Genomic DNA, 18,534 nt, shown 5'->3' with positions numbered 1-18,534 from the left:
GTTCTCCGCCGGGCGCCGGTCGCCCCAGCGCTGCCCCTCGCGCGGGCCGGAGCGGTTGGCCCGCTGCTCGGCCGGCGCGCCCTCGCCGCCTTCCGGACGCTGGTCCGGGCGCGGGAAGCCGCGGGAGCGGTCGCGCTGCTGGCCCTCGCGCGGGCCCTGGCCGTCCTGGGGACGGCCGCGGCCTTGGTGACGCGGCGCGTGGTTGCGCTGGTGGCGGTGCATCCGCCACACCTCGATGACGATCGGCTCGGCCGGCTCGGCGGGAGCATCCGCAGCAGCGGCGTCCTCGGCACCCGCCTCGGCCCCGGCAGCCGCGACAGGCTCGGACCGGCCCTCGTCGGAGGCGCCCTCGGTGGCCTCGGCCGTCTCGGGCTCGCCCGTCGCGACCGCAGCCTCGTCGCCCACCGCTTCCGCCGTCGGAGCGGGCTCCTCGGCGGCGGCCGCCTCGACGGGAGCGTCCTCCATCGAAGCCTCGGCCGGTGCCTCGTCGGCCGGCGCATCGGCGGTCACGGCCTCGGGGGCCGGGTTGCCGTGGTCGGAACCGTCCTGGGGGACAGCGTCCTGAGTGGAGGTTTCCTGAGCCCCGGTTTCCTGAGGGGCATCTTCCTGCGCGGCGGGGTCCTGAGCCGTCTCGCCGGCTTCGCCGTCGGTCGCGGTCGCGGCGGTCTCCTCGGCAGTCCTGGGCTGCACCGGCACCGTCGGGGCGGACGGGCGCAGGGCGACCGTGATGGCCGGGCCGGGCCGGCGGTCGACGACGTAGCCGAGCGACTTCAGGATCGAAGCGAAGTCCTCGCCCGAGCAGCCGACCAGCGAGGTCATGCCGACGGTCGGCACGAAGCCGTCCTTGTCGGCCGCGCCCGGAGGCGGCTCGCCCGGGGTGGTGCCGGGCACGTAGGCGATGGCCGGGCGGATCAGGTCGGCCAGGCGCTCCAGGATGTCGACGCGCACCGCCCGGCCGCCGCAGACCCGGAAGCCGGCCGCGCGGTAGAGGCCCTTGGCGATCTCGGGATCGACCGGCATCGAGGTGCGGCCGGAGCCCGCGAGATGCGCGATCTCGTCGAGGCCGCGCTGGTCGAGGCCGCCGTTCTGCAGCGCCCAGAGCTGCGCTGCCAGCGTGCGCGGCGCGGGCTTGAGCAGCGCCGGCATGGTGATGTGGTAGGCGCCGAAGCGCACGCCGTGCTTGCGCAGGGCCCCGCGACCGTCCTGGTCGAGGCTGCGCATCTCGTTGAGGACCTTGGCGCGCTCCAGCACGCCGAGCGCCTCCGCGACCTGGAAGCCGATGCCGCGGGCGAGACCGGTCACGTCGGCGGCGGTCTCGAGTTCCAGCGCCGGGCCGAGCAGGCGCACGATATGGGCCTTCAGCCAGGCCTCGAGGCGGCCCTCGACCTTCTCGCGGGCGGCGCCCGTGAGCTGCTCGTCGGCGAGCAGGCGCAGGCCGGGGGCGTAGAGCTTCTCGCCCGGGACCAGCTTGGCGACCGGGTTTCCGGTCCAGCGGATCGTGCCGTCGTTCGAGAGCACCAGCGCCGCGTCCGCCGCGGCGGCGAACCGGTCCGCCCGCGCCTCGATCTCGCTCGCCAGCGCCTTCTCGGCCGCGCTGCGCAGGGTCTTGGCTTCCTGGCCTTCGGCACCGGGATCCGGCACGAACTGGAATCCGTGCAGGTGGCCGACGTGCTGTCCCTCGACCGTCACGTCGCCGCCCGCGGTGATCTCAGCTTCCAACATGGTATTCTCTCTCAGGCGCCGCATCAGCACGCTGGTGCGCCGATCGACGAATCGACTCGCCAGCCGCTCGTGCAGGGCGTCGGACAGCCTGTCCTCTACCCGACGCGTCTCGCCCTGCCAATGCTCCGGGTCGGCGAGCCAGTCGGGTCGGTTCGCCACGAAGGTCCAGGTGCGCACGTGGGCGATGCGCTGCGACAGGGCGTCGATGTCCCCGTCGGTGCGGTCGACCATGGCGACGTGCTGCGAAAACCAGTCGACCGGGATGCGTCCGGCCATGCCCCGCATCAGGAAGCGGAAGAGCTGGGCGATGAGGTCGGCGTGGGTCTGGATCGCAGACTTGCGGTAGTCCGGCACGCCGCAGACCTGCCACAGCCGCTCGACCGCGCTGCGCGACGTGGCGTAGTCGCGGATGTCGTCCTCCTTGGCGAGGAGGTCGAGGGCGGCCTCGTCGTCGCCGGTCGGCGCGCGGGTGAGCCCGCGCTCGCTCGGATGCTCGCCGAGGCTGCGGCGCAGCGCGTCGACCGAGCGGAAATCGAGGTCGGGGTTGCGCCATTGCAGCATCCGCAACGGCTCGAAGGTGTGGCTCTCCAGCGCCTCGACCATCTCGGCGTCGAGGGGCGGGCAGCGTCCGGTGGTGCCGAAGGTGCCGTCGCGCAGGTGGCGGCCGGCGCGGCCGGCGATCTGCGCCATCTCGGACGGGGAGAGGTCGCGAAAGCGCGTGCCGTCGTACTTGCGGTTCGACGCGAAGGCGACGTGGTCGACGTCGAGGTTGAGCCCCATCCCGACCGCGTCGGTCGCCACGAGATAATCGACCTCGCCGGACTGGTAGAGCTCGACCTGGGCGTTGCGGGTGCGCGGCGAAAGCGCGCCGAGCACCACCGCGGCGCCGCCGCGCTGGCGCCGCAGCAACTCGGCGATGGCGTAGACCTCCTCGGCCGAGAACGCCACGATGGCGCTGCGGTGGGGCAGGCGCGAGAGCTTGCGGCTGCCGGCAAAACTCAGCTGCGACAGGCGGGGGCGCGTCGTGACGTGGATGCCCGGGATCAGCGACTTGACCAGCGGCTCCATCGTGGCCGAGCCGATCAGCAGCGTCTCCTCGCGCCCGCGCTGGTGCAGCAGGCGGTCGGTGAAGGTGTGGCCGCGGTCGCGGTCGGCCCCGAGCTGGATCTCGTCGATGCCGACGAAATCGACCTCGTTGTCCCGCGGCATCGCCTCGGCGGTGCAGATCCAGTAGCTCGGGCGGTTCGGCTTGATCTTCTCCTCGCCGGTGACCAGGGCGACCCGCTCGGGGCCGACCCGCTCGACGACGCGGTGATAGACCTCGCGGGCGAGCAGCCGCAGCGGCAGGCCGATCATGCCGGTCGGGTGGCCGAGCATCCGCTCGATGGCGAGGTGGGTCTTGCCGGTATTGGTCGGACCGAGCACCGCCGTGGCGCCGCGCAAGCGGGCCTGCGGAGAGAGGGAGCGGCGCGTCATCGGGCGGGGCTGAAGTCCTCGGGGCCGGGGGCGGAACCGGGTTCTCCGGGGACCTGGCGAGAGGCCCTCCGGCGGCCCTGACGAAGGGCTCCGGCGCGGCCGCCGCGTCGTGTCGGGCTTCACGGCGCCGAGGATCGCGCCGCGGCCCCGTCAGCGCTCCGGACCGCGACCGTAGAGCGGACGCGGCCCCAGCGGCGGCCTCCCCCCATATGGGGCGGGGGCGTACCGATCGCCATATGGCGGCGGCCGATCGCCGTAGGGCGGGGCGAGGCCCGGGGCGATCACGTCGATCCGCGTGCCGGCCGCCGGACCGGGCTCGAGATCGGCGCAGAGCGTGTCCGGCACCGCGGTGAGGGGCCCCGGCGGGTTGGGGCCGACCACGGCCGAGGAATAGGCGTCGCCGCCGCAGTCGGGCCCGTTCGCCAGCGCCGGGGCCGGCACCAGGAGGAGCAGGAGGGCGAGCGCGCGCATCGGTGCTCAGCGCCCGTCCGTCGGGGTCTCGACCGGCTGGGCGGCGGCCTGCGCGACCGCCTCGGCCGGCCCTTGCCCGCTGCGCGACCAGCGCGTCGCCTCGATGATGTTGAGGCCGAGCTGGGTCCGCACCGCGATGCGGAGCGGCAGCAGCACCCGCGTCCCCTCGACGGGGGCGAGCCACACCGACATCTCGGTGTTGTCCTCCATGAACTTCACCCCCGGCCGGTCGGGCCGGTGGCCGGCGATCGGCTGGTAGCGGGCGTTGCAGACCAGGATCGGCCCGGCATAGCCGGGCTTCTGGACGCTGCGGGTCTCGCCGTAGCTCAGCACGACGTTGAACCGGCTCGCGCCGTCGAAGACCGGGATGGTGCGGTTGCAGTTCTGTGGGTCGATGAGCTCGCCGCGCCCTTGCGCCGGCATCATCAGGGCGCTCACCGGGTCGATGACGCCGCGCTTGTGCACCTCGCTGACGGTCACGCGCTCGGGGTCCGGCACCAGCGGCGGGGCGATGTCGGAGGCCACGACGTTGCCGCGGGCGAGCGCCATCCGCACGGTGATCGAGGCGCTTGCGCTGTGGGAGGAGAGCGCGAAGGCCGCGGGCACCGGCTTGGCCGTGACCGTGCCGCTCGCCCGGCCCGAGCCGTAGCCGCCGGTGATCGCCCCGACGAGCCCGGTGAGGCGGGCGCTAACGTCCATCGTGTAGCGCGGACCCTCGATCGCCCCCGTCACCTGCGCGGTCCCGATCGGCACGCCGGCCAGCATGATGCCGTAATCGACCGTGACGGCGGTCTCGCCGGCCTTCGGCGCGCGGCTGCGCGCGGCCTTGGCCGGGGTCGCCTCGCCGGCCGGGAGGGAGAGTGCCGCCGCCAGGGCGAGCGGGAGGAGGGCCCGAGCCGAGGGGAAGGCCCTTGTCGGGAGGAAGGCCCTTGTCGGGTGGAAGGGCTTGGAACGCATGCGGGAACCGATCTCGATCGCCGTCGCCTGCCGCCGAGGAGGCGGGGAGAATCTGGCCCTATCGTGGCGCGGTTAGGGTTAACGGATCGTCTCGCCGGCGCGGCCCCGCATCCTCGACCGGACCCGGCTCGGCCGGCGCCCCCGGCCGGCATCGCCCGGATCGCTTGACCGGGATGCCCGTGGGCTGCGACAATCGCAGCCGTCGAGGTCCTGCGCCCCTCGCGATCGGCGGCTCCCGCCTTGACGGGACCCGCCTTCCCCCTCTATAGGCGCGTGCTTTCCAGGGACTTCGCGGGGTCCGGTTCATGCCGGGGTGCGCAGCACGCCCGGCTCTCGCGTTGCGTGGTCCCTCGCCGAACGATGACCAGTTGAGGATAGAAGACCATGTCGCGTCGCTGCGAGCTCACCGGTAAGGGGGTGCTCACCGGCCACCTCGTGAGCCACTCGAACCACAAGACCAAGCGCCGGTTCCTCCCGAACCTGTGCAACGTCACGCTGCTGTCCGACACGCTCGGCCGTTCGGTCCGCCTGCGCGTCTCGGCGAACGCCCTGCGCACGGTCGAGCACCGCGGCGGCCTCGACGCGTTCCTGGTCAAGGCCGGCGAGACCGAGCTGTCCCAGAACGCCCGCCTGCTGAAGCGCGAGATCGAGAAGAAGCTGGCCGAGGCGGCCTGATCTTCTTCGCGGTGGAGGCGCCCGGCGCCTCCTTCCTCGGGACGACGACGAAAAACCCCCGGATGTGCCGCTGGCACCCGGGGGTTTTTCGCGTTGGCCGTCGATACGCTTTTCGGGTCGTTCGCGTCCGCCAGCGGCCTTCATACCCTCCATCGTCATCCTGGGGCCGCGCAGCGGAGCCCGGGATCCATCACCGCCGACGGCACAGGAGGAGGCGTAACGCCGATCACCTGGTTCTTGCATAACCGGCAGTTATGGATCCCGGGTTCTCGCCTGCGGCGAGCCCCAGGATGGCGCAGCGAGTTCGAGGCGGTCGTGCCCGACCGATCGGAGAATCGGTCGATCAGGCTCGGAGGACGGCGCTGACCGTCAGCGCCGCCCGCCGGCCACCATCCTGCGCCTCGGCACCGGGCCGCCATCCTCCTCGAACAACTCGGCCAGCTTCTCGGTCATTACCCCGCCGAGCTCCTCGGCGTCGATGATGGTGACGGCCCGGCGGTAGTAGCGGGTCACGTCGTGGCCGATGCCGATGGCGAGTAGCTCCACCGGCGAGCGGATCTCGATCTCGTCGATCACGTAGCGCAGGTGGCGCTCCAGGTAGTTGCCCGGGTTGACCGAGAGGGTCGAGTCGTCGACCGGGGCGCCGTCGGAGATCACCATCAGGATGCGGCGCTGCTCGGGCCGGCCGAGCAGGCGCTTGTGGGCCCAGTCCAGCGCCTCGCCGTCGATGTTCTCCTTGAGCAGGCCCTCGCGCATCATCAGCCCAAGGTTCTTGCGCGCCCGCCGCCACGGCGCGTCGGCCGACTTGTAGACGATGTGGCGCAGGTCGTTGAGGCGGCCCGGGGTCGGCGGCTTGCCCGATTGCAGCCACGCCTCGCGCGACTGCCCGCCCTTCCAGGCCCGGGTGGTGAAGCCGAGGATCTCCACCTTGACGCCGCAGCGCTCCAGCGTGCGGGCCAGGATGTCGGCACAGGTCGCCGCCACGGTGATCGGCCGGCCGCGCATCGAGCCCGAATTGTCGAGGAGCAGGGTAACGACCGTGTCGCGGAAGTTGGTGTCCTTCTCGTGCTTGAACGAGAGCGGCTGATGGGGGTCGATCACGACGCGCACGAGGCGGGCCGGGTCGAGCTGGCCTTCCTCCAGGTCGAACTCCCAGGCACGGTTCTGCTGCGCCAGGAGCCGCCGCTGCAGGCGGTTGGCGAGGCGCCCGACCACGCCCTGCAGGTGGGCGAGCTGCTTGTCGAGGTAGGAGCGCAGCCGCGCCAGCTCGTCGGCGTCGCACAGGTCCTCGGCGTGGATGACCTCGTCGTATTTCTGCGAGAACACCTTGTAGTCGGGGCCGCGCGGCTCGTTCGCCCGCGGGCCCGGCGGGCGCCACGACTCGGAGGCTTCCTCCGAATCGGCGTCCTCGGCATCCTCCGGCAACTCGCCCGACGGCGCGTCGGCGGCCTCGGTGGCGCCTTCCTCGATCTCGTCGGAGGCCTCGTCCGAGACCTCCATCTCGGCCCGGTCACCCTGGCTCTGCTGCTCGGCCTCGCCCTCGCCGGCCTGCTGCTCGTCGGACTCGGCCTCGTTCTCGTCGTCGTTCTCCTCGTCGTCGGGGTCGAGGGGGGCCTCGTCCGCCATGTCGAGGGAGGAGAGCAGGTCGCGCACCGAGCGGGCGAAGGCGCGCTGGTCCTCGATGGTGCCCATCAGCCCGTCGAGGTTGCGCCCGGCCCGGTCCTCAATGAACTCGCGCCACAGCCCGACGATTCGCTGCGCGGCCTGCGGCGGCGCCTGGCCGGTCAAGCGCTCGCGCACCATCAGGGCGACGGCATCTTCCAGCGGCGCGTCGGCCCGGTCGGTGATCTCCTCGTACTTGCCGCCGCGGTGGTAGCGGTCCTCCAGCATCGCCGTGAGGTTGCCGGCCACACCGGCCATCCGGCGAGAGCCGATCGCCTCGACCCGGGCCTGCTCGACCGCGTCGTAGACCGCGCGGGCGGCGGCGTTCTCGGGTGCCAGGCGGCGGTGGACGGCGTTGTCGTGGCAGGCGAGGCGCAGCGCCATCGAGTCGGCGTGGCCGCGCAGGATCGCGACGTCGCCGGGGGACAGCTTGCGCGGCGGCTCGGGCAGGCGGGCCTTGTCGCCGGTGAGCGCCGGCCGGTCGGTCGCGAAGGTGACCTCGATCTCGGCCTTGCGGGCGATGGCCCGCAACGTCCCGGCCACCGAGCGCTTCAGCGGCTCGGCGACGGACTCGCGCTTCTCGCCGGGCTTGCGGTTGGAGATGGACATGGCGCGGCTACTTCTTCAGCGAGTCGAGGTCGAAGGGATGCAGCATCGAGGCCTGCCGCACGAGCGCCCGGGAGGCACCATCGTCGTCCCGGCCGGGCCCGGTTCCGCGCGCGGGCACCCTGACGGGCGCTCGCGCAACGGGACCGGGCCCGGCCGTCGGACGATGGGTTCGGCGCCGTCAGCTCAGCGCGACGTTGACCGCGCTCTCGGGCAGCTCCTTGCCGAAGGAGCGCTGGTAGAACTCGGCCACCAGCGCGCGCTCCAGCTCGTCGCACTTGTTGAGGAAGGTGACCCGGAACGCGAAGCCGATATCGTTGAAGATGTCGGCGTTCTCGGCCCAGGTGATCACCGTGCGCGGGCTCATCACGGTCGACAGGTCGCCGTTGATGAAGGCGTTGCGGGTGAGGTCGGCCACCCGCACCATCTTGTTGACGATGTCGCGCCCGCCCTCGCCGCGGTAATGCGGCGCCTTGGAGAGCACGATGTCGACCTCGCGGTCGTGCGGCAGGTAGTTGAGGGTGGTGACGATCGACCAGCGGTCCATCTGGCCCTGGTTGATCTGCTGGGTGCCGTGATACAGGCCCGAGGTGTCGCCGAGGCCGACCGTGTTGGCGGTGGCGAACAGGCGGAAGCCGGGATGGGGCCGGATCACCCGCTTCTGGTCGAGGAGCGTCAGGCGGCCCGACACCTCGAGCACGCGCTGGATCACGAACATCACGTCCGGCCGGCCGGCATCGTACTCGTCGAAGACCAGCGCGACGTTGTTCTGCAGCGCCCAGGGCAGGATGCCGTCCTGGAAGGCGGTGACCTGCTTGCCGTCCTTGAGCACGATCGCGTCCTTGCCGACGAGGTCGATGCGCGAGACGTGGCTGTCGAGGTTGATGCGGATGCAGGGCCAGTTCAGCCGGGCCGCGACCTGCTCGACGTGGGTGGACTTGCCGGTGCCGTGATAGCCGGTGATCATCACCCGGCGGTTGCGGGCGAAGCCGGCCAGGATCGCCAGGGTGGTCTCGCGGTCGAACAGGTAGTCCGGATCGAGATCCGGCACGTGCTCGTCGGTGGCCGAGAAGGCCGGGACCTCGAGGTTCGAATCGATCCCGAACACCTTGCGCACCGAGACGGTCGTGTCCGGGAGTGCGGGTGGCGTGTCTTCAGCAAGCATACGGAGCCTCGTCGGGGCAGGCCGGCCCGGCATGGGCGGCCTGCGAATGTCGCGACGGCGCGGAGGAGACCGGCGGGCGCCGCTTGTCCTTAAGCTGCGGGGGAAGCCGGCGCAAACGTGCCTGACCCGGATATATGGGGCAGGCGCCGCGTTTCGACCCCCCTTCGCGCCGGATCAGGGATGCGAGATCCGTGCCCGGCGCGGGACCGGCCAGGAAGCCGGCGACCCGGAAGCCGGCGACCTGGCCGGGGCCGGGCTCAGCACAGGCCGGCGCCCCGCAGGGTGTCGTGGGCCTTGATGATGTCGCGCAGGCGGTCCTCGAACGACCGGTCGCCACCGTTGGCATCGGGGTGGAAGCGCTTCACCAGCGCCTTGTACTGTGCCTTGATCGCCGCGGAGTCGGCGCTCTCGTCGAGGCCGAGCACGTCGAGCGCCTTGCGCACCGGCGCCGAATAGCGCGGCGGCGGCGGTTCGGCCCGGGCGCGGCGCGAGGCGGCGGGGCCCGCGCCCTCGCCGCGCAGGATGCCGAGGGGATCGACGTAGTCCCAGTCGCGCTGCGGCGTGTCGGGCTTCGCGCCGGTCTTGGCCCCCGGGTTGACGCCCATCGCCCAGGTCGGCCGGTGCCCGATCACCGCGTCCTTCTGGTAGGCCTGGACGGCGGCGTCGTTCATCCCGTCGAAGTAGTTGTAGGACGCGTTGTACTCGCGCACGTGCTGCATGCAGAAGCGCCAGTACTGGCCCTCCTGCTTGCGCCCCTTGGGCGCCTTGTGGAGCCCCGGCTGGGTGCAGCCCGGCCGGTCGCAGGCCGGACCCTCGGCCTTCTTCGGCTCGTCGCACGAGGGCCGGATGCGGATGCGGTCGAACAGGGGCGAGTTCAGATCCATGACAGGGCGATTATGAGGGGCGGGGGGACGGGCACAAGGGCTCCGGGCCTGATGCCGCAGGCGGAACCGGACGGCTTGACGGGGGATGCCCGCTCCGGCCACTCGATCCGAAGCAGGTTAAGGACGGGTGCGCGATGAGCCTGGGCGACTGGATCAGGACGACGCTGGAAGAGCGGCTGGCGCCGACGGCGCTCAGCGTCGTCGACGAATCACACCAGCATGCCGGCCATTCCGGCTGGCGGGAAGGCGGGGAAACTCACTTCCGACTCGACGTGGTGTCGGCGGCCTTCGAGGGAAAGAGCCGGGTCGAGCGCCACCGCATGGTGAACGCGCTCCTCGACGATGCCTTCAAGCGCGGGCTCCACGCCCTGGCGCTGCGGGCGCGGACGCCGGGGGAGGCGGGGTAGCGCCGGTAGTCCCGCGCTCCGGGTCACCGGAAGCGCGCGACCCGAAAGCCGGCTCCCGCGGCGCAGCCGCATAGACCGCGGTGGCGGCGAGGAGCGCCAGCCCGTAAGCCAGGAACAGCCGGCCGTAGAGCGCGTCGGGGCCGAGGCCGCCGGTCTCCAGCACGAACAGGGCCGACAGGCCCTGGATCGCTGCCGCCCCGCCCATGAAGACGATGTTCATGAAAGCGACGCCGCGCCCCAGCAGGTGGGCCGGGAAGAACCGCCGGGCATGGGCCATCAGGATCCCGTAGCTCAGGCCGGCCGCACCGGTCAGTGCCAGCAGCGCGACGGCCAACGCGGTGGAGCCGCTGCCGAACACGCCGAGCCCTGAGAGCGCCAGCCCGGTCACGAGGCAGCCCGCGAAGGCCGTGCGCTTGGGATCGCGCACCAGCCGCTCCAGCGGCCCGTACCCGATCGCGCCGGCCGCCATGGCGGCGCTCATCGCGAGGGTGCCGTTGCCGCGCTGGAGCGCGTCGAGGCCGTGGACGGCGCCGAGATACGACCCGACCCAGAGCGAGCGGGTCGCGATCACGACGGCGTAGCTCACGAACACCACCGGGAAGACCGGCCACAGGGCCCGCATCCGGGCGACGTCCGCGAAGCCGCGCCAGACCGATGTCCTGTCCGAACCCTTACCCGAGCCCTTGGCCGGATCGGCCAGACGCGGCGGGTCCGCGATCAACCACAGGATCAGACCCGCCGCCGCCAGGGTGACGAGGGCGAGGCCGAACAGGATCGTGCGCCAGCCGAAGGCGTGGCTGGCGAGCGCCAGCGGCGTGGAACCGAGGAGGTCGCCCGAGGTGCCGAGCCCGATCATCAGCGAGGACAGCATGGCGAAGCGCTCGGGCGGATAGGACCGCCCGAACAGGTAGAGCCCGCCCATCAGGGCCGGCGCGCAGCCGAGGCCGATCAGCGCCATGGCGCAGGCGGCACCGGCAAAGCCCTGGGCGAGGCCGAGGAGCCCGGCGCCGAGGGCCGCCAGCACCAGGAACCCCGCCACGGTGCGCCGCGGCCCGATCCGGTCGAGGAGGAGCCCGGTTGGGACCTGGCCGACCGCGAAGGCCAGGAACCAGCCGGCCGAGAGCAGCGCCAGGTCGGAGGGCGCGAGGCCGAGGTCGGGCCCGAGATCTGGCGCGACCATCGCCAGGAAGCCGCGGTCGAACTGGCTGATCGTGTAGGCGAGCAGCAGGACCAGGAACGCCGTCATGGTCCTGCGACCCCCATTCCCTACTTGATGCGCTCGAGCACGCTGACGTAGTTCGCCACCGCGACGCCGCCCATGTTGAACACCCCGGCGAGCGTCGCATCGGGAATCTGCATGCCGCCGGCCTCGCCGCAGAGCTGCATCGCCGACAGCGCGTGCATCGACACGCCGGTGGCGCCGATCGGGTGGCCCTTGGCCTTCAGCCCGCCCGACGCGTTGACCGGCAGCTTGCCCACCTTGGTGGTCCAGCCCTCGCGGATCGCGTCGGCGCCGCGCCCCTCTCGGGTCAGGCCCATCGCCTCGTACTCGATGAGCTCAGCGACGGTGAAGCAGTCGTGGGTCTCGACCAGCGACAGGTCGTCGAGGGTGATGCCGGCCTGGCTGAGCGCCCGCGCCCAGGCCGCGGCTGCGCCCTCGAACTTCAGCACGTCGCGCTTCGACATCGGCAGGAAGTCCTGCGCATGCGCGGTTGCCCGGAAGGCGACGGCACGGCGCATGCGGAGCGCCGTCTCGGTGTCGGCGAGCACGACCGCGGCGGCGCCGTCCGAGACCAGCGAGCAGTCGGTGCGCTTGAGGGGGCCCGCCACGAACGGATTCTTGTCGGACTCGGTCCGGCAGAACTCGAAGCCGAGATCCTTGCGCATCTGCGCGTACGGGTTCTGGACGCCGTTGTGGTGGTTCTTGGCGGCGATCATCGCCAGCGCGTCGGACTGGTCGCCGTGGCGCTGGAAGTAGGCCCCGGCGATGTTACCGAACACGCCGGCAAAGCCCGCCGGGTTGTCGCCGTCCTCCGGCAGGTAGGAGGCCTTGAGCAGGGTCTTGCCGATCTCGGGGCCCGGCGTGCGGGTCATCTGCTCGACGCCGACCACCAGCACCACCCGGGCGCGCTTCGCCTCGATGGTCTTGATGCCCTGGTGCACCGCCGCCGAGCCGGTGGCGCAGGCATTCTCGACCCGGGTCGCCGGCTTGAACCGGAACCCGTCATCGGCCTGGAGCACCAGGGAGGCGGTGAAGTCCTGCGGGGTGAAGCCGGCGTTGTAGTGGCCGAGCACGATCTCGTCGACGTCCTGCGGGCCGATCCCCGCATGGGCGAGCGCCTCGTTCGTCACGCGGACGATCAGGCTCTCGACGGTCTCGGAATCGTGCTTGCCGAACGGCGTGTGGCTCCAGCCGACGATGCAGGCGGTCATGTCAGGTGTCCTCCCATTCTTTGCGGCGCACTCTGCGCGAACGGGAGGGCGGCGGGCAAGCGCCGCTCACGCATCCTCGGCGCGGAAGCGCGCATAGCCGGCGGCACGCAGCGCGCAGGCCGGGCAGGTGCCGCAGCCATGGCCCCAGGCATGCAGCGCGCCGCGCTCGCCGAGATAGCAGGTGTGGCTCTCGCGCACGATCAGGTCGACCAGGACCTCGCCGCCGAGGTCGCGGGCGAGCCGCCAGGTCTCGGCCTTGTCGATCCACATCAGCGGCGTGTGTAGCACGAAGCGGCGATCCATGCCGAGGTTGAGCGCCACCTGCAGCGCCTTGATCGTGTCGTCGCGGCAATCGGGGTAACCGGAAAAATCCGTCTCGCACATGCCGCCCACGATGTGGCGCAGGCCGCGCCGATAGGCCAGGGCCGCCGCGAAGGTCAGGAAGACGAGGTTGCGGCCCGGCACGAAGGTGTTGGGCAGGCCGCCCGCCTCCATGGCGATGGCGGTGTCCCGGGTGAGCGCGGTCTCGGATACCTCTCCGAGCGCCCCGAGGGAGAGCGTGTGGTCGTCGCCGAGCCGCCCGGCGAAGGCCGGCACGATCCGGGTCATCTCGGCCCGCAGCTGCGCGCGGCAATCGAGCTCGATGCGATGGCGCTGGCCGTAATCGAAGCCGAGGGTCTCGACATGGGCGAAGCGGTCGAGGGCCCAGGCGAGGCAGGTGGCGGAATCCTGTCCGCCGGAAAACAGGACCAGGGCGCCGTCGGGGGACGTCATGCGGGCTCCACACGCGAAAGGGCGGCCCCGTTTCCGGAGCCGCCCCCTTATAGTCCCGTCGCCGGGCGCGGCCTACCGGCCTGCGACCAAGGACCCTGCGCCCAAGGACCCTGTGCCTACTGGCCCTGGGCCTGGCTCGCCTTCTTGTTGGCATTGTGGTGGCCGACGGCGCAACCGGCCGCGGCGCCGGCCTTGCCGTGGCCGACCGCCTTGCCGGCGAGCCCGCCGACGATGGCGCCCTTGATGCAGCCCTTGGCCTCGGCTTGGTGCGGGACCGCGACGGCGCCGAGCGCGAGAAGGCCGGCGGCGAGGAGGGAAGCGGAGCGGATCATGGTGATCTCCCGTGTCTTGTGAGAAGCTCAACCAATGACGCGTCAGGGTGTTCCGATGCCGGAGAGAGTCCGGCGTTGACGATCCACCCGGTCGCGTCTATAGACCGCGGATCGCGGACCTGCGGGCTTTCGTCCGGCGGGTTGCCCGTGCTTCCATGCCCTGACACGCGACGCCACGATCCCGCCGGGATCGCTCGGGCCTCGCTTTGAGAATGAGGAACGCCGATGGCCAACACCGTGTCGGCCAAGAAGATGACCCGCAAGATTGCCAAGCGTACGGCAGTCAACCGCTCGCGCCGCAGCCGCATGCGCACCTTCATCCGCAAGGTCGAGGAGGCGATCGAGTCCGGCGATCACGGCACCGCCATGACCGCCCTGCGCAGCGCCGAGCCCGAGATCATGCGCGCCTCCCAGAAGGGGATCGTGCACAAGAACACCGCGTCTCGGAAGGTCTCGCGCCTCGCCGCCCGCGTGAAGGGCCTGCAGGCCGCCCAGGCGTAACGCGCGCCAGCGCAACGCTTCGCCACGGATCCGCGTCGCGCCGACGGGCGTACGGGGTCCGTGGACCGAGAGGAAATGGCCCGGCCCTCGCGCCGGGCTTTTTCGTGTCCGGAGAACTGTTTTTCAGATCTGGGTTGTACCCGGTGGGTGCGCCCACTAACGTTGCGGCAGGACAGCAGCCCGAAAGTCCCGCCCGCATGGTCACCCGCGTCGCCACCGTCGCCTTCGAGGGAATCGAGGCACGCGCCGTCGACGTCCAGGTGCAGATCACCCCCGGCGCCGTCGCCTTCACGGTGGTCGGATTGCCCGACAAGGCGGTGGCCGAATCCCGCGAGCGGGTGCGTTCGGCCCTGATCGCCTCCGGTCTCGCGCTGCCGGCCAAGCGCATCACCGTCAACCTCGCTCCCGCCGACCTGCCCAAGGAAGGCTCGCACTACGATCTGCCGATCGCGCTCGGCATGATGTGCGCCATCGGCGCCCTGCCGGCGGACGCGCTCTCCGGCTACTGCGTGCTGGGCGAGCTGGCGCTCGACGGCAGCCTCACGGCGGTGGCAGGCGTGCTGCCGGCCGCGATGGCGGCCAATGCCCGGGGTCTAGGCCTGATCTGCCCGGCGGCGAGCGGCCCGGAAGCCGCCTGGGCCGCCGGCGACATGGACGTGCTGGCACCCCGCTCCCTGATCCAGCTCGCCAACCACTTCAAGGGCACGCAGGTGATGGCCCGGCCCGTGCCGGCGGTGGCCGCCCCGGCCGGCGTGCTGCCGGACCTGCGCGAGATCAAGGGCCAGGAGGGCGCCAAGCGCGCGCTCGAGATCGCCGCGGCAGGATCTCACAACCTCCTGATGAACGGCCCGCCGGGCGCCGGCAAGTCGATGCTCGCAGCCCGGCTGCCCTCGATCCTGCCGCCGCTCGGGCCCCGCGAGCTCCTCGAAGTCTCGATGATCCAGTCGGTGGCCGGGACGCTGAAGGACGGTGCGCTGTCCAACCGCCGGCCGTTCCGGGCGCCGCATCACTCCGCCTCGATGGCGGCTCTGGTCGGCGGCGGCCTCGGTGCGCGGCCCGGCGAGGTCTCGCTCGCCCATGGCGGCGTGCTCTTCCTCGACGAATTGCCCGAGTTCAACGGCCAAGTGCTCGATTCCCTGCGCCAGCCGCTCGAGACCGGAAACGTGATGATCGCCCGGGCCAACCACCGGGTCACCTACCCGGCCCGGTTCCAGCTCGTCGCAGCGATGAATCCGTGCCGCTGCGGCCAGGCGACCGAGCCGGGCTTTGCCTGCCGGCGCGGCCCCAACGAGCGCTGCGTCGCCCAGTACCAGGCCCGGCTCTCCGGCCCGCTCCTCGACCGGATCGACCTGCAGATCGAGGTCCCGGCCGTCACCGCTGCCGACCTGATCCTGCCGCCGCCCGACGAGGGTTCGGCCGATGCCGCCGCCCGCGTCGCTGCGGCCCGCGCCCTGCAGGAGCGGCGCTACGCCGAGGCCGGCCAGCCGGCCGGCACAACCAACGCGTCCTGTCCCGCGACTCTGATCGAGGAGGCCGCACGGCCCGACGCGGAGGGCATGGCGCTGATCCGCGACGCGGCCGACGCGATGCGGCTCTCGGCCCGCGGCTTCCACCGGGTCCTGCGCGTCGCCCGCACGCTCGCCGACCTCGACGGCGAGGCCCGGGTGCGCCGGCTCCACCTGGCCGAGGCGCTGTCCTACCGCAGCCGGAGCGACCGGCGGCCGGCAGCCGCGTGACGCGCAAGGTCAAAGAACCGTCATCCGCATCCCTCGAATCCCGGCCGTCGGCTGAACCTGCGGCTCAGCGACTTTCCCAACCCATCCTTCAGCTCCGCCGCCTAGCCTCGGGCGGGACGCAGGAGGATGCGGGATGGTGTGGTTCTGCGCGGTGATCGCTCTCTCGGCGGCCCTCGCCTGGCTGGCGGTGCGCTGGAGCGGCGAGCGCCGGAGCCGGCAGGACGGCGAGGTCGAGCGACTGCACGACCTCGTCTGTCGCACCTCGGAGAGCGAGGAACGCTATCGCAGCCTGGTCGAGGCACAGATCGAGCTCGTGGTCCAGCGCGATGCCGAGGGCCGCATCACCTTCGCCAATCACGGCTTCGCCGCCCTGCTCGGCACCACGCCGGAGGCGCTGCTGGGCACCACCCGGGAGGTGGAGGTGGCGGAATCGGGCGAGATGCGCCAGCGGGCGGACGGGGCCCGCCTGGTCGACCTGGCGATCGTGCCCGCCGGCGGCGGCTCCCCGCGCTGGTTTGCCTTCGTCGAGACCGTGACCACCGGGCGCGACGGCCGGCCCGAGGTGCTGCGGGCGGGCCGCGACGTCACCGAGCGGGTCGAGTCCGCCCGCTACCTGGAGGAGGCCCGCAGCCGGGCCGAGGCGGCCAGCGTGGCGAAATCCCGCTTCCTCGCCAGCGTCAGCCACGAGTTTCGCACGCCGCTCAACGGCATCATGGGCATGGCCGACCTGATGCTCGAAACACCCCTGAACCCCGAGCAACGCACCTATGCCGCGGCGGTGAAGACCTCCGGTGAGGCGCTCCTCTCGCTCATCGACGGCATTCTCGATTTCTCGAAGATCGAGGCCGGCCGCCTCGACCTCGCGGCGGAGCCGTTCGACCCTACGGCCCTGGTCGAGAGCGTGGTCGAGTTGCTGGCACCTCGTGCCCAGGACAAGGGCCTCGAGATCGCCGCCGACATCGAGGTTCTTCCGGCGACCCTGGTCGGCGATGCCGACCGGGTGCGGCAGATCCTGATCAACCTCGCGGGCAACGCGGTGAAGTTCACCGATGCCGGCGGCGTCGGCATCACGGCCGCCTGGGAACCGGGCGGGTTGACGCTCGCCGTCCACGATACCGGCCCCGGTATCCCCGCGGACCGCCTGCCGGTACTGTTCCAAGAGTTCGAGCAGGGCGACGGCAGCGCCAGCCGACGCCACGAGGGAACGGGGCTCGGCCTCGCCATCACCATGCGCCTCGTCGAGCGCATGGGTGGACGTCTCGACGTCGTGTCGGAGCCGGGCGAGGGGAGCTGCTTCCGGGTGCATCTGCCGCTGCCGCAAGGTCCCGGCCGGGTGCGGCCGGACGCACCCGATCTCGCCGGGCACAGCGTGCTGGTGGTCGCTGCGGCCACCTTCGAGGCGCCCTACATCGCGCGCCGCCTCGGACGGGCCGGCGCCGGTGCGGTGGTGGTGGAGACCGAGGCCGCGGCCCTGGCGGCTCTGTCGCGGGAAAACGCCTTCACGGCCGTGGTCGCCGACCGGGCGCTCGGCGACGTGCCGGTCCGCCGGGTCGCTGCCGCGGCCCGGCAATCGGGCATCGCCCGCAGCATCGTGCTGCTGTCGCCGTTCGACCGGCGCGATTTCGGCTCGCCGGCGGCGGCGGGCTTCGATCGCTACCTGATCAAGCCGGTGCGGCTCACGTCGCTGCTCGCCCGCCTCGCCGAGCCGGCGCCGCCGCGGATCGTGGCGCCGCAGGCGGCGAAGGAGCAGGTCCGGCCGGCCTCCCATCGGCCGAGGGTGCTGCTGGCGGAGGACAACCCGATCAACGCGCTTCTGGCCACCAAGGCGCTTGAGCGCCTCGGCGCTTGCGTGCTGTGGGCTCGCGACGGTGCTGAAGCGGTGGCACGGATGCAGGAGGCGGCCACCTCGCCGACACCGTTCGATCTCGCCCTCATCGATATCCGCATGCCGATCCTCGACGGGCTCGAGACCGCGCGGCAAGTCCGTCGCCACGAAATCGACCGGAACCTGCCCCGACTGCGGCTCGTCGCGCTGACCGCGAACGTCCAGGCCGAGGACGAGGCCGCCGCCCGCGCGGCTGGCTTCGACGGCTTCTTGTCGAAGCCTCTCGATCTCAAGGCCCTGCCGCCCCTCCTGGTGGCTCGCGCGGCATGAGTTTCGCGGACCCTCGTCGCTTCGACCCCGTTGGATATGGAGCCTCGTGCTGTCCGTCCGCGGGTAACGCCGACGCGCTCACCCCGGTCGGGTCCTCTGGCTGTTCGTGAACACCGCGAGCGTTGCGGGTCATGCCGGGTGGTGGGAGCTGTCGGTCCTGCGGCATGGCTGGACCCGATCGGCGAGATGCTACGGCGGGCAGGGGCAGCGATGGTGCGGGGAACGCCATGAGGGGGAGGGGGCCCGAACACGACGAAGCCCGCCGGGCGTGAGCCGGGCGGGCTTCGTCGTGTTCGGATCGTGACGAGGGAACGTGTGACGTGCTTGGCAGGTCTGGCGGTGACCGACTCTCCCGTGTCTTGAGACACAGTACCATGGGCGCTGGGGCGGTTAACGGCCGAGTTCGAGATGGGATCGGGTTCTGATCACCCCGCTCTGACCACCAGACCGGCCAAGCACGTCGTTCGGCAAGCATGCCGACCGGCAGCCGCTGGGGCTGCTGGTCCGTCTTCATCGTGTGTGGTGTTGGTCTGATCCGGACACGGATCATGAGAGCGATCAAGCCGATCGAGCGATTA

At 71.9% G+C, this 18,534-nt stretch carries 15 protein-coding genes and 1 rRNA gene; 5 read left to right on the top strand and 11 right to left on the bottom strand.

Going from position 1 to position 18,534, the window contains the following annotated elements:
• From HPY23_RS23900 to HPY23_RS23890, 3 genes are all read right to left on the bottom strand, one after another.
• Window positions 1-3,198 (bottom strand): helicase-related protein (locus tag HPY23_RS23900; RefSeq protein ID WP_200649683.1); only part of this gene is annotated, 3,198 nt, incomplete at its 3' end.
• A 150-nt stretch (window positions 3,199-3,348) separates the two neighbouring features.
• Entirely contained in the window at window positions 3,349-3,669 is a 321-nt protein-coding gene (locus HPY23_RS23895; protein ID WP_091887506.1) for a hypothetical protein, read from the bottom strand.
• A gap of 6 nt (window positions 3,670-3,675) precedes the next feature.
• Window positions 3,676-4,626: a DUF3108 domain-containing protein gene (locus HPY23_RS23890; RefSeq protein ID WP_060848839.1), complete on the bottom strand. Its 951-nt coding sequence runs from the start codon at window positions 4,624-4,626 to the stop codon at window positions 3,676-3,678.
• Between the two features lie 384 nt (window positions 4,627-5,010).
• On the opposite strand from HPY23_RS23890, the gene rpmB reads away from it, so the two are divergent.
• The gene (gene rpmB / locus HPY23_RS23885; protein WP_060848838.1) at window positions 5,011-5,301 is read left to right on the top strand and encodes a 50S ribosomal protein L28; all 291 of its coding nucleotides are present in this window, start codon (window positions 5,011-5,013) and stop codon (window positions 5,299-5,301) included.
• Window positions 5,302-5,670: 369 nt separating this feature from the next.
• Here the strand turns inward: rpmB and cobT are convergent, their stop codons facing one another.
• The 3 genes from cobT to HPY23_RS23870 form a co-directional block, all read right to left on the bottom strand.
• Complete coding sequence (gene cobT / locus HPY23_RS23880; RefSeq protein WP_091887503.1) at window positions 5,671-7,572, bottom strand: cobaltochelatase subunit CobT; 1,902 nt, start codon at window positions 7,570-7,572, stop codon at window positions 5,671-5,673.
• Between the two features lie 178 nt (window positions 7,573-7,750).
• Window positions 7,751-8,734 (bottom strand): cobaltochelatase subunit CobS, encoded by a 984-nt coding sequence (gene cobS / locus HPY23_RS23875; protein ID WP_048428634.1) that lies wholly within the window; start codon window positions 8,732-8,734, stop codon window positions 7,751-7,753.
• Between the two features lie 257 nt (window positions 8,735-8,991).
• A complete protein-coding gene (locus tag HPY23_RS23870) occupies window positions 8,992-9,618 on the bottom strand; it encodes a J domain-containing protein (protein ID WP_060848836.1) in 627 nt (208 codons plus the stop codon).
• A gap of 134 nt (window positions 9,619-9,752) precedes the next feature.
• On the opposite strand from HPY23_RS23870, the gene HPY23_RS23865 reads away from it, so the two are divergent.
• Window positions 9,753-10,025 carry a BolA family protein gene (locus HPY23_RS23865; RefSeq protein WP_048452134.1) on the top strand — a complete coding sequence of 91 codons (273 nt, stop codon included), beginning with the start codon at window positions 9,753-9,755 and terminating at the stop codon, window positions 10,023-10,025.
• Here the strand turns inward: HPY23_RS23865 and HPY23_RS23860 are convergent.
• From HPY23_RS23860 to HPY23_RS23845, 4 genes are all read right to left on the bottom strand, one after another.
• Window positions 9,967-11,271 (bottom strand): MFS transporter, encoded by a 1,305-nt coding sequence (locus HPY23_RS23860; RefSeq protein WP_091887501.1) that lies wholly within the window; start codon window positions 11,269-11,271, stop codon window positions 9,967-9,969. The genes HPY23_RS23865 and HPY23_RS23860 overlap by 59 nt on opposite strands.
• Window positions 11,272-11,291: 20 nt before the next feature.
• The gene (locus HPY23_RS23855; RefSeq protein WP_091887500.1) at window positions 11,292-12,458 is read right to left on the bottom strand and encodes an acetyl-CoA acetyltransferase; all 1,167 of its coding nucleotides are present in this window, start codon (window positions 12,456-12,458) and stop codon (window positions 11,292-11,294) included.
• 66 nt (window positions 12,459-12,524) lie between these two features.
• Window positions 12,525-13,232, bottom strand: a complete 708-nt coding sequence (queC, locus tag HPY23_RS23850; protein ID WP_091887498.1) for a 7-cyano-7-deazaguanine synthase QueC — start codon at window positions 13,230-13,232, stop codon at window positions 12,525-12,527.
• A gap of 116 nt (window positions 13,233-13,348) precedes the next feature.
• Entirely contained in the window at window positions 13,349-13,564 is a 216-nt protein-coding gene (locus HPY23_RS23845; RefSeq protein ID WP_060848832.1) for a hypothetical protein, read from the bottom strand.
• A gap of 225 nt (window positions 13,565-13,789) precedes the next feature.
• Here HPY23_RS23845 and rpsT point away from each other — a divergent pair, with 225 nt between their 5' ends.
• The 3 genes from rpsT (at window position 13,790) to HPY23_RS23830 (ending at window position 17,956) form a co-directional block, all read left to right on the top strand.
• Window positions 13,790-14,065, top strand: coding sequence for a 30S ribosomal protein S20 (gene rpsT / locus HPY23_RS23840; protein ID WP_060848831.1), 276 nt, complete (start codon window positions 13,790-13,792; stop codon window positions 14,063-14,065).
• Window positions 14,066-14,262: 197 nt separating this feature from the next.
• Window positions 14,263-15,801, top strand: a complete 1,539-nt coding sequence (locus HPY23_RS23835) for a YifB family Mg chelatase-like AAA ATPase (protein ID WP_091887496.1) — start codon at window positions 14,263-14,265, stop codon at window positions 15,799-15,801.
• 133 nt (window positions 15,802-15,934) lie between these two features.
• On the top strand, window positions 15,935-17,956 hold the full coding sequence (locus HPY23_RS23830) for an ATP-binding protein (protein WP_200602037.1): 2,022 nt from the start codon (window positions 15,935-15,937) through the stop codon (window positions 17,954-17,956).
• 331 nt (window positions 17,957-18,287) lie between these two features.
• Here the strand turns inward: HPY23_RS23830 and rrf are convergent.
• A 5S ribosomal RNA gene (rrf, locus tag HPY23_RS23825) occupies window positions 18,288-18,403 on the bottom strand.
• Between the last annotated feature and the right edge of the window lie 131 nt (window positions 18,404-18,534).

Origin of the sequence: Methylobacterium ajmalii, from assembly GCF_016613415.1 — a bacterium.
Lineage (GTDB): Bacteria > Pseudomonadota > Alphaproteobacteria > Rhizobiales > Beijerinckiaceae > Methylobacterium > Methylobacterium ajmalii.
The sequence above is the reverse complement of the archived record's forward strand: the minus strand, read 5'-3'. Positions and strand labels throughout refer to the sequence as shown.

Bases quoted from the DNA above. Each gene is read 5' to 3' on its own strand.
- HPY23_RS23855 (WP_091887500.1), bottom strand. From the start codon at position 12,458: ATGACCGCCTGCATCGTCGGCTGGAGCCACACGCCGTTCGGCAAGCAC.
- HPY23_RS23845 (WP_060848832.1), bottom strand. From the start codon at position 13,564: ATGATCCGCTCCGCTTCCCTCCTCGCCGCCGGCCTTCTCGCGCTCGGC.
- HPY23_RS23895 (WP_091887506.1), bottom strand. From the start codon at position 3,669: ATGCGCGCGCTCGCCCTCCTGCTCCTCCTGGTGCCGGCCCCGGCGCTG.
- cobS (WP_048428634.1), bottom strand. From the start codon at position 8,734: ATGCTTGCTGAAGACACGCCACCCGCACTCCCGGACACGACCGTCTCG.
- HPY23_RS23870 (WP_060848836.1), bottom strand. From the start codon at position 9,618: ATGGATCTGAACTCGCCCCTGTTCGACCGCATCCGCATCCGGCCCTCG.
- HPY23_RS23835 (WP_091887496.1), top strand. From the start codon at position 14,263: ATGGTCACCCGCGTCGCCACCGTCGCCTTCGAGGGAATCGAGGCACGC.
- HPY23_RS23860 (WP_091887501.1), bottom strand. From the start codon at position 11,271: ATGACGGCGTTCCTGGTCCTGCTGCTCGCCTACACGATCAGCCAGTTC.
- queC (WP_091887498.1), bottom strand. From the start codon at position 13,232: ATGACGTCCCCCGACGGCGCCCTGGTCCTGTTTTCCGGCGGACAGGAT.
- rpsT (WP_060848831.1), top strand. From the start codon at position 13,790: ATGGCCAACACCGTGTCGGCCAAGAAGATGACCCGCAAGATTGCCAAG.
- rpmB (WP_060848838.1), top strand. From the start codon at position 5,011: ATGTCGCGTCGCTGCGAGCTCACCGGTAAGGGGGTGCTCACCGGCCAC.
- HPY23_RS23890 (WP_060848839.1), bottom strand. From the start codon at position 4,626: ATGCGTTCCAAGCCCTTCCACCCGACAAGGGCCTTCCTCCCGACAAGG.
- HPY23_RS23830 (WP_200602037.1), top strand. From the start codon at position 15,935: ATGGTGTGGTTCTGCGCGGTGATCGCTCTCTCGGCGGCCCTCGCCTGG.
- HPY23_RS23865 (WP_048452134.1), top strand. From the start codon at position 9,753: ATGAGCCTGGGCGACTGGATCAGGACGACGCTGGAAGAGCGGCTGGCG.
- cobT (WP_091887503.1), bottom strand. From the start codon at position 7,572: ATGTCCATCTCCAACCGCAAGCCCGGCGAGAAGCGCGAGTCCGTCGCC.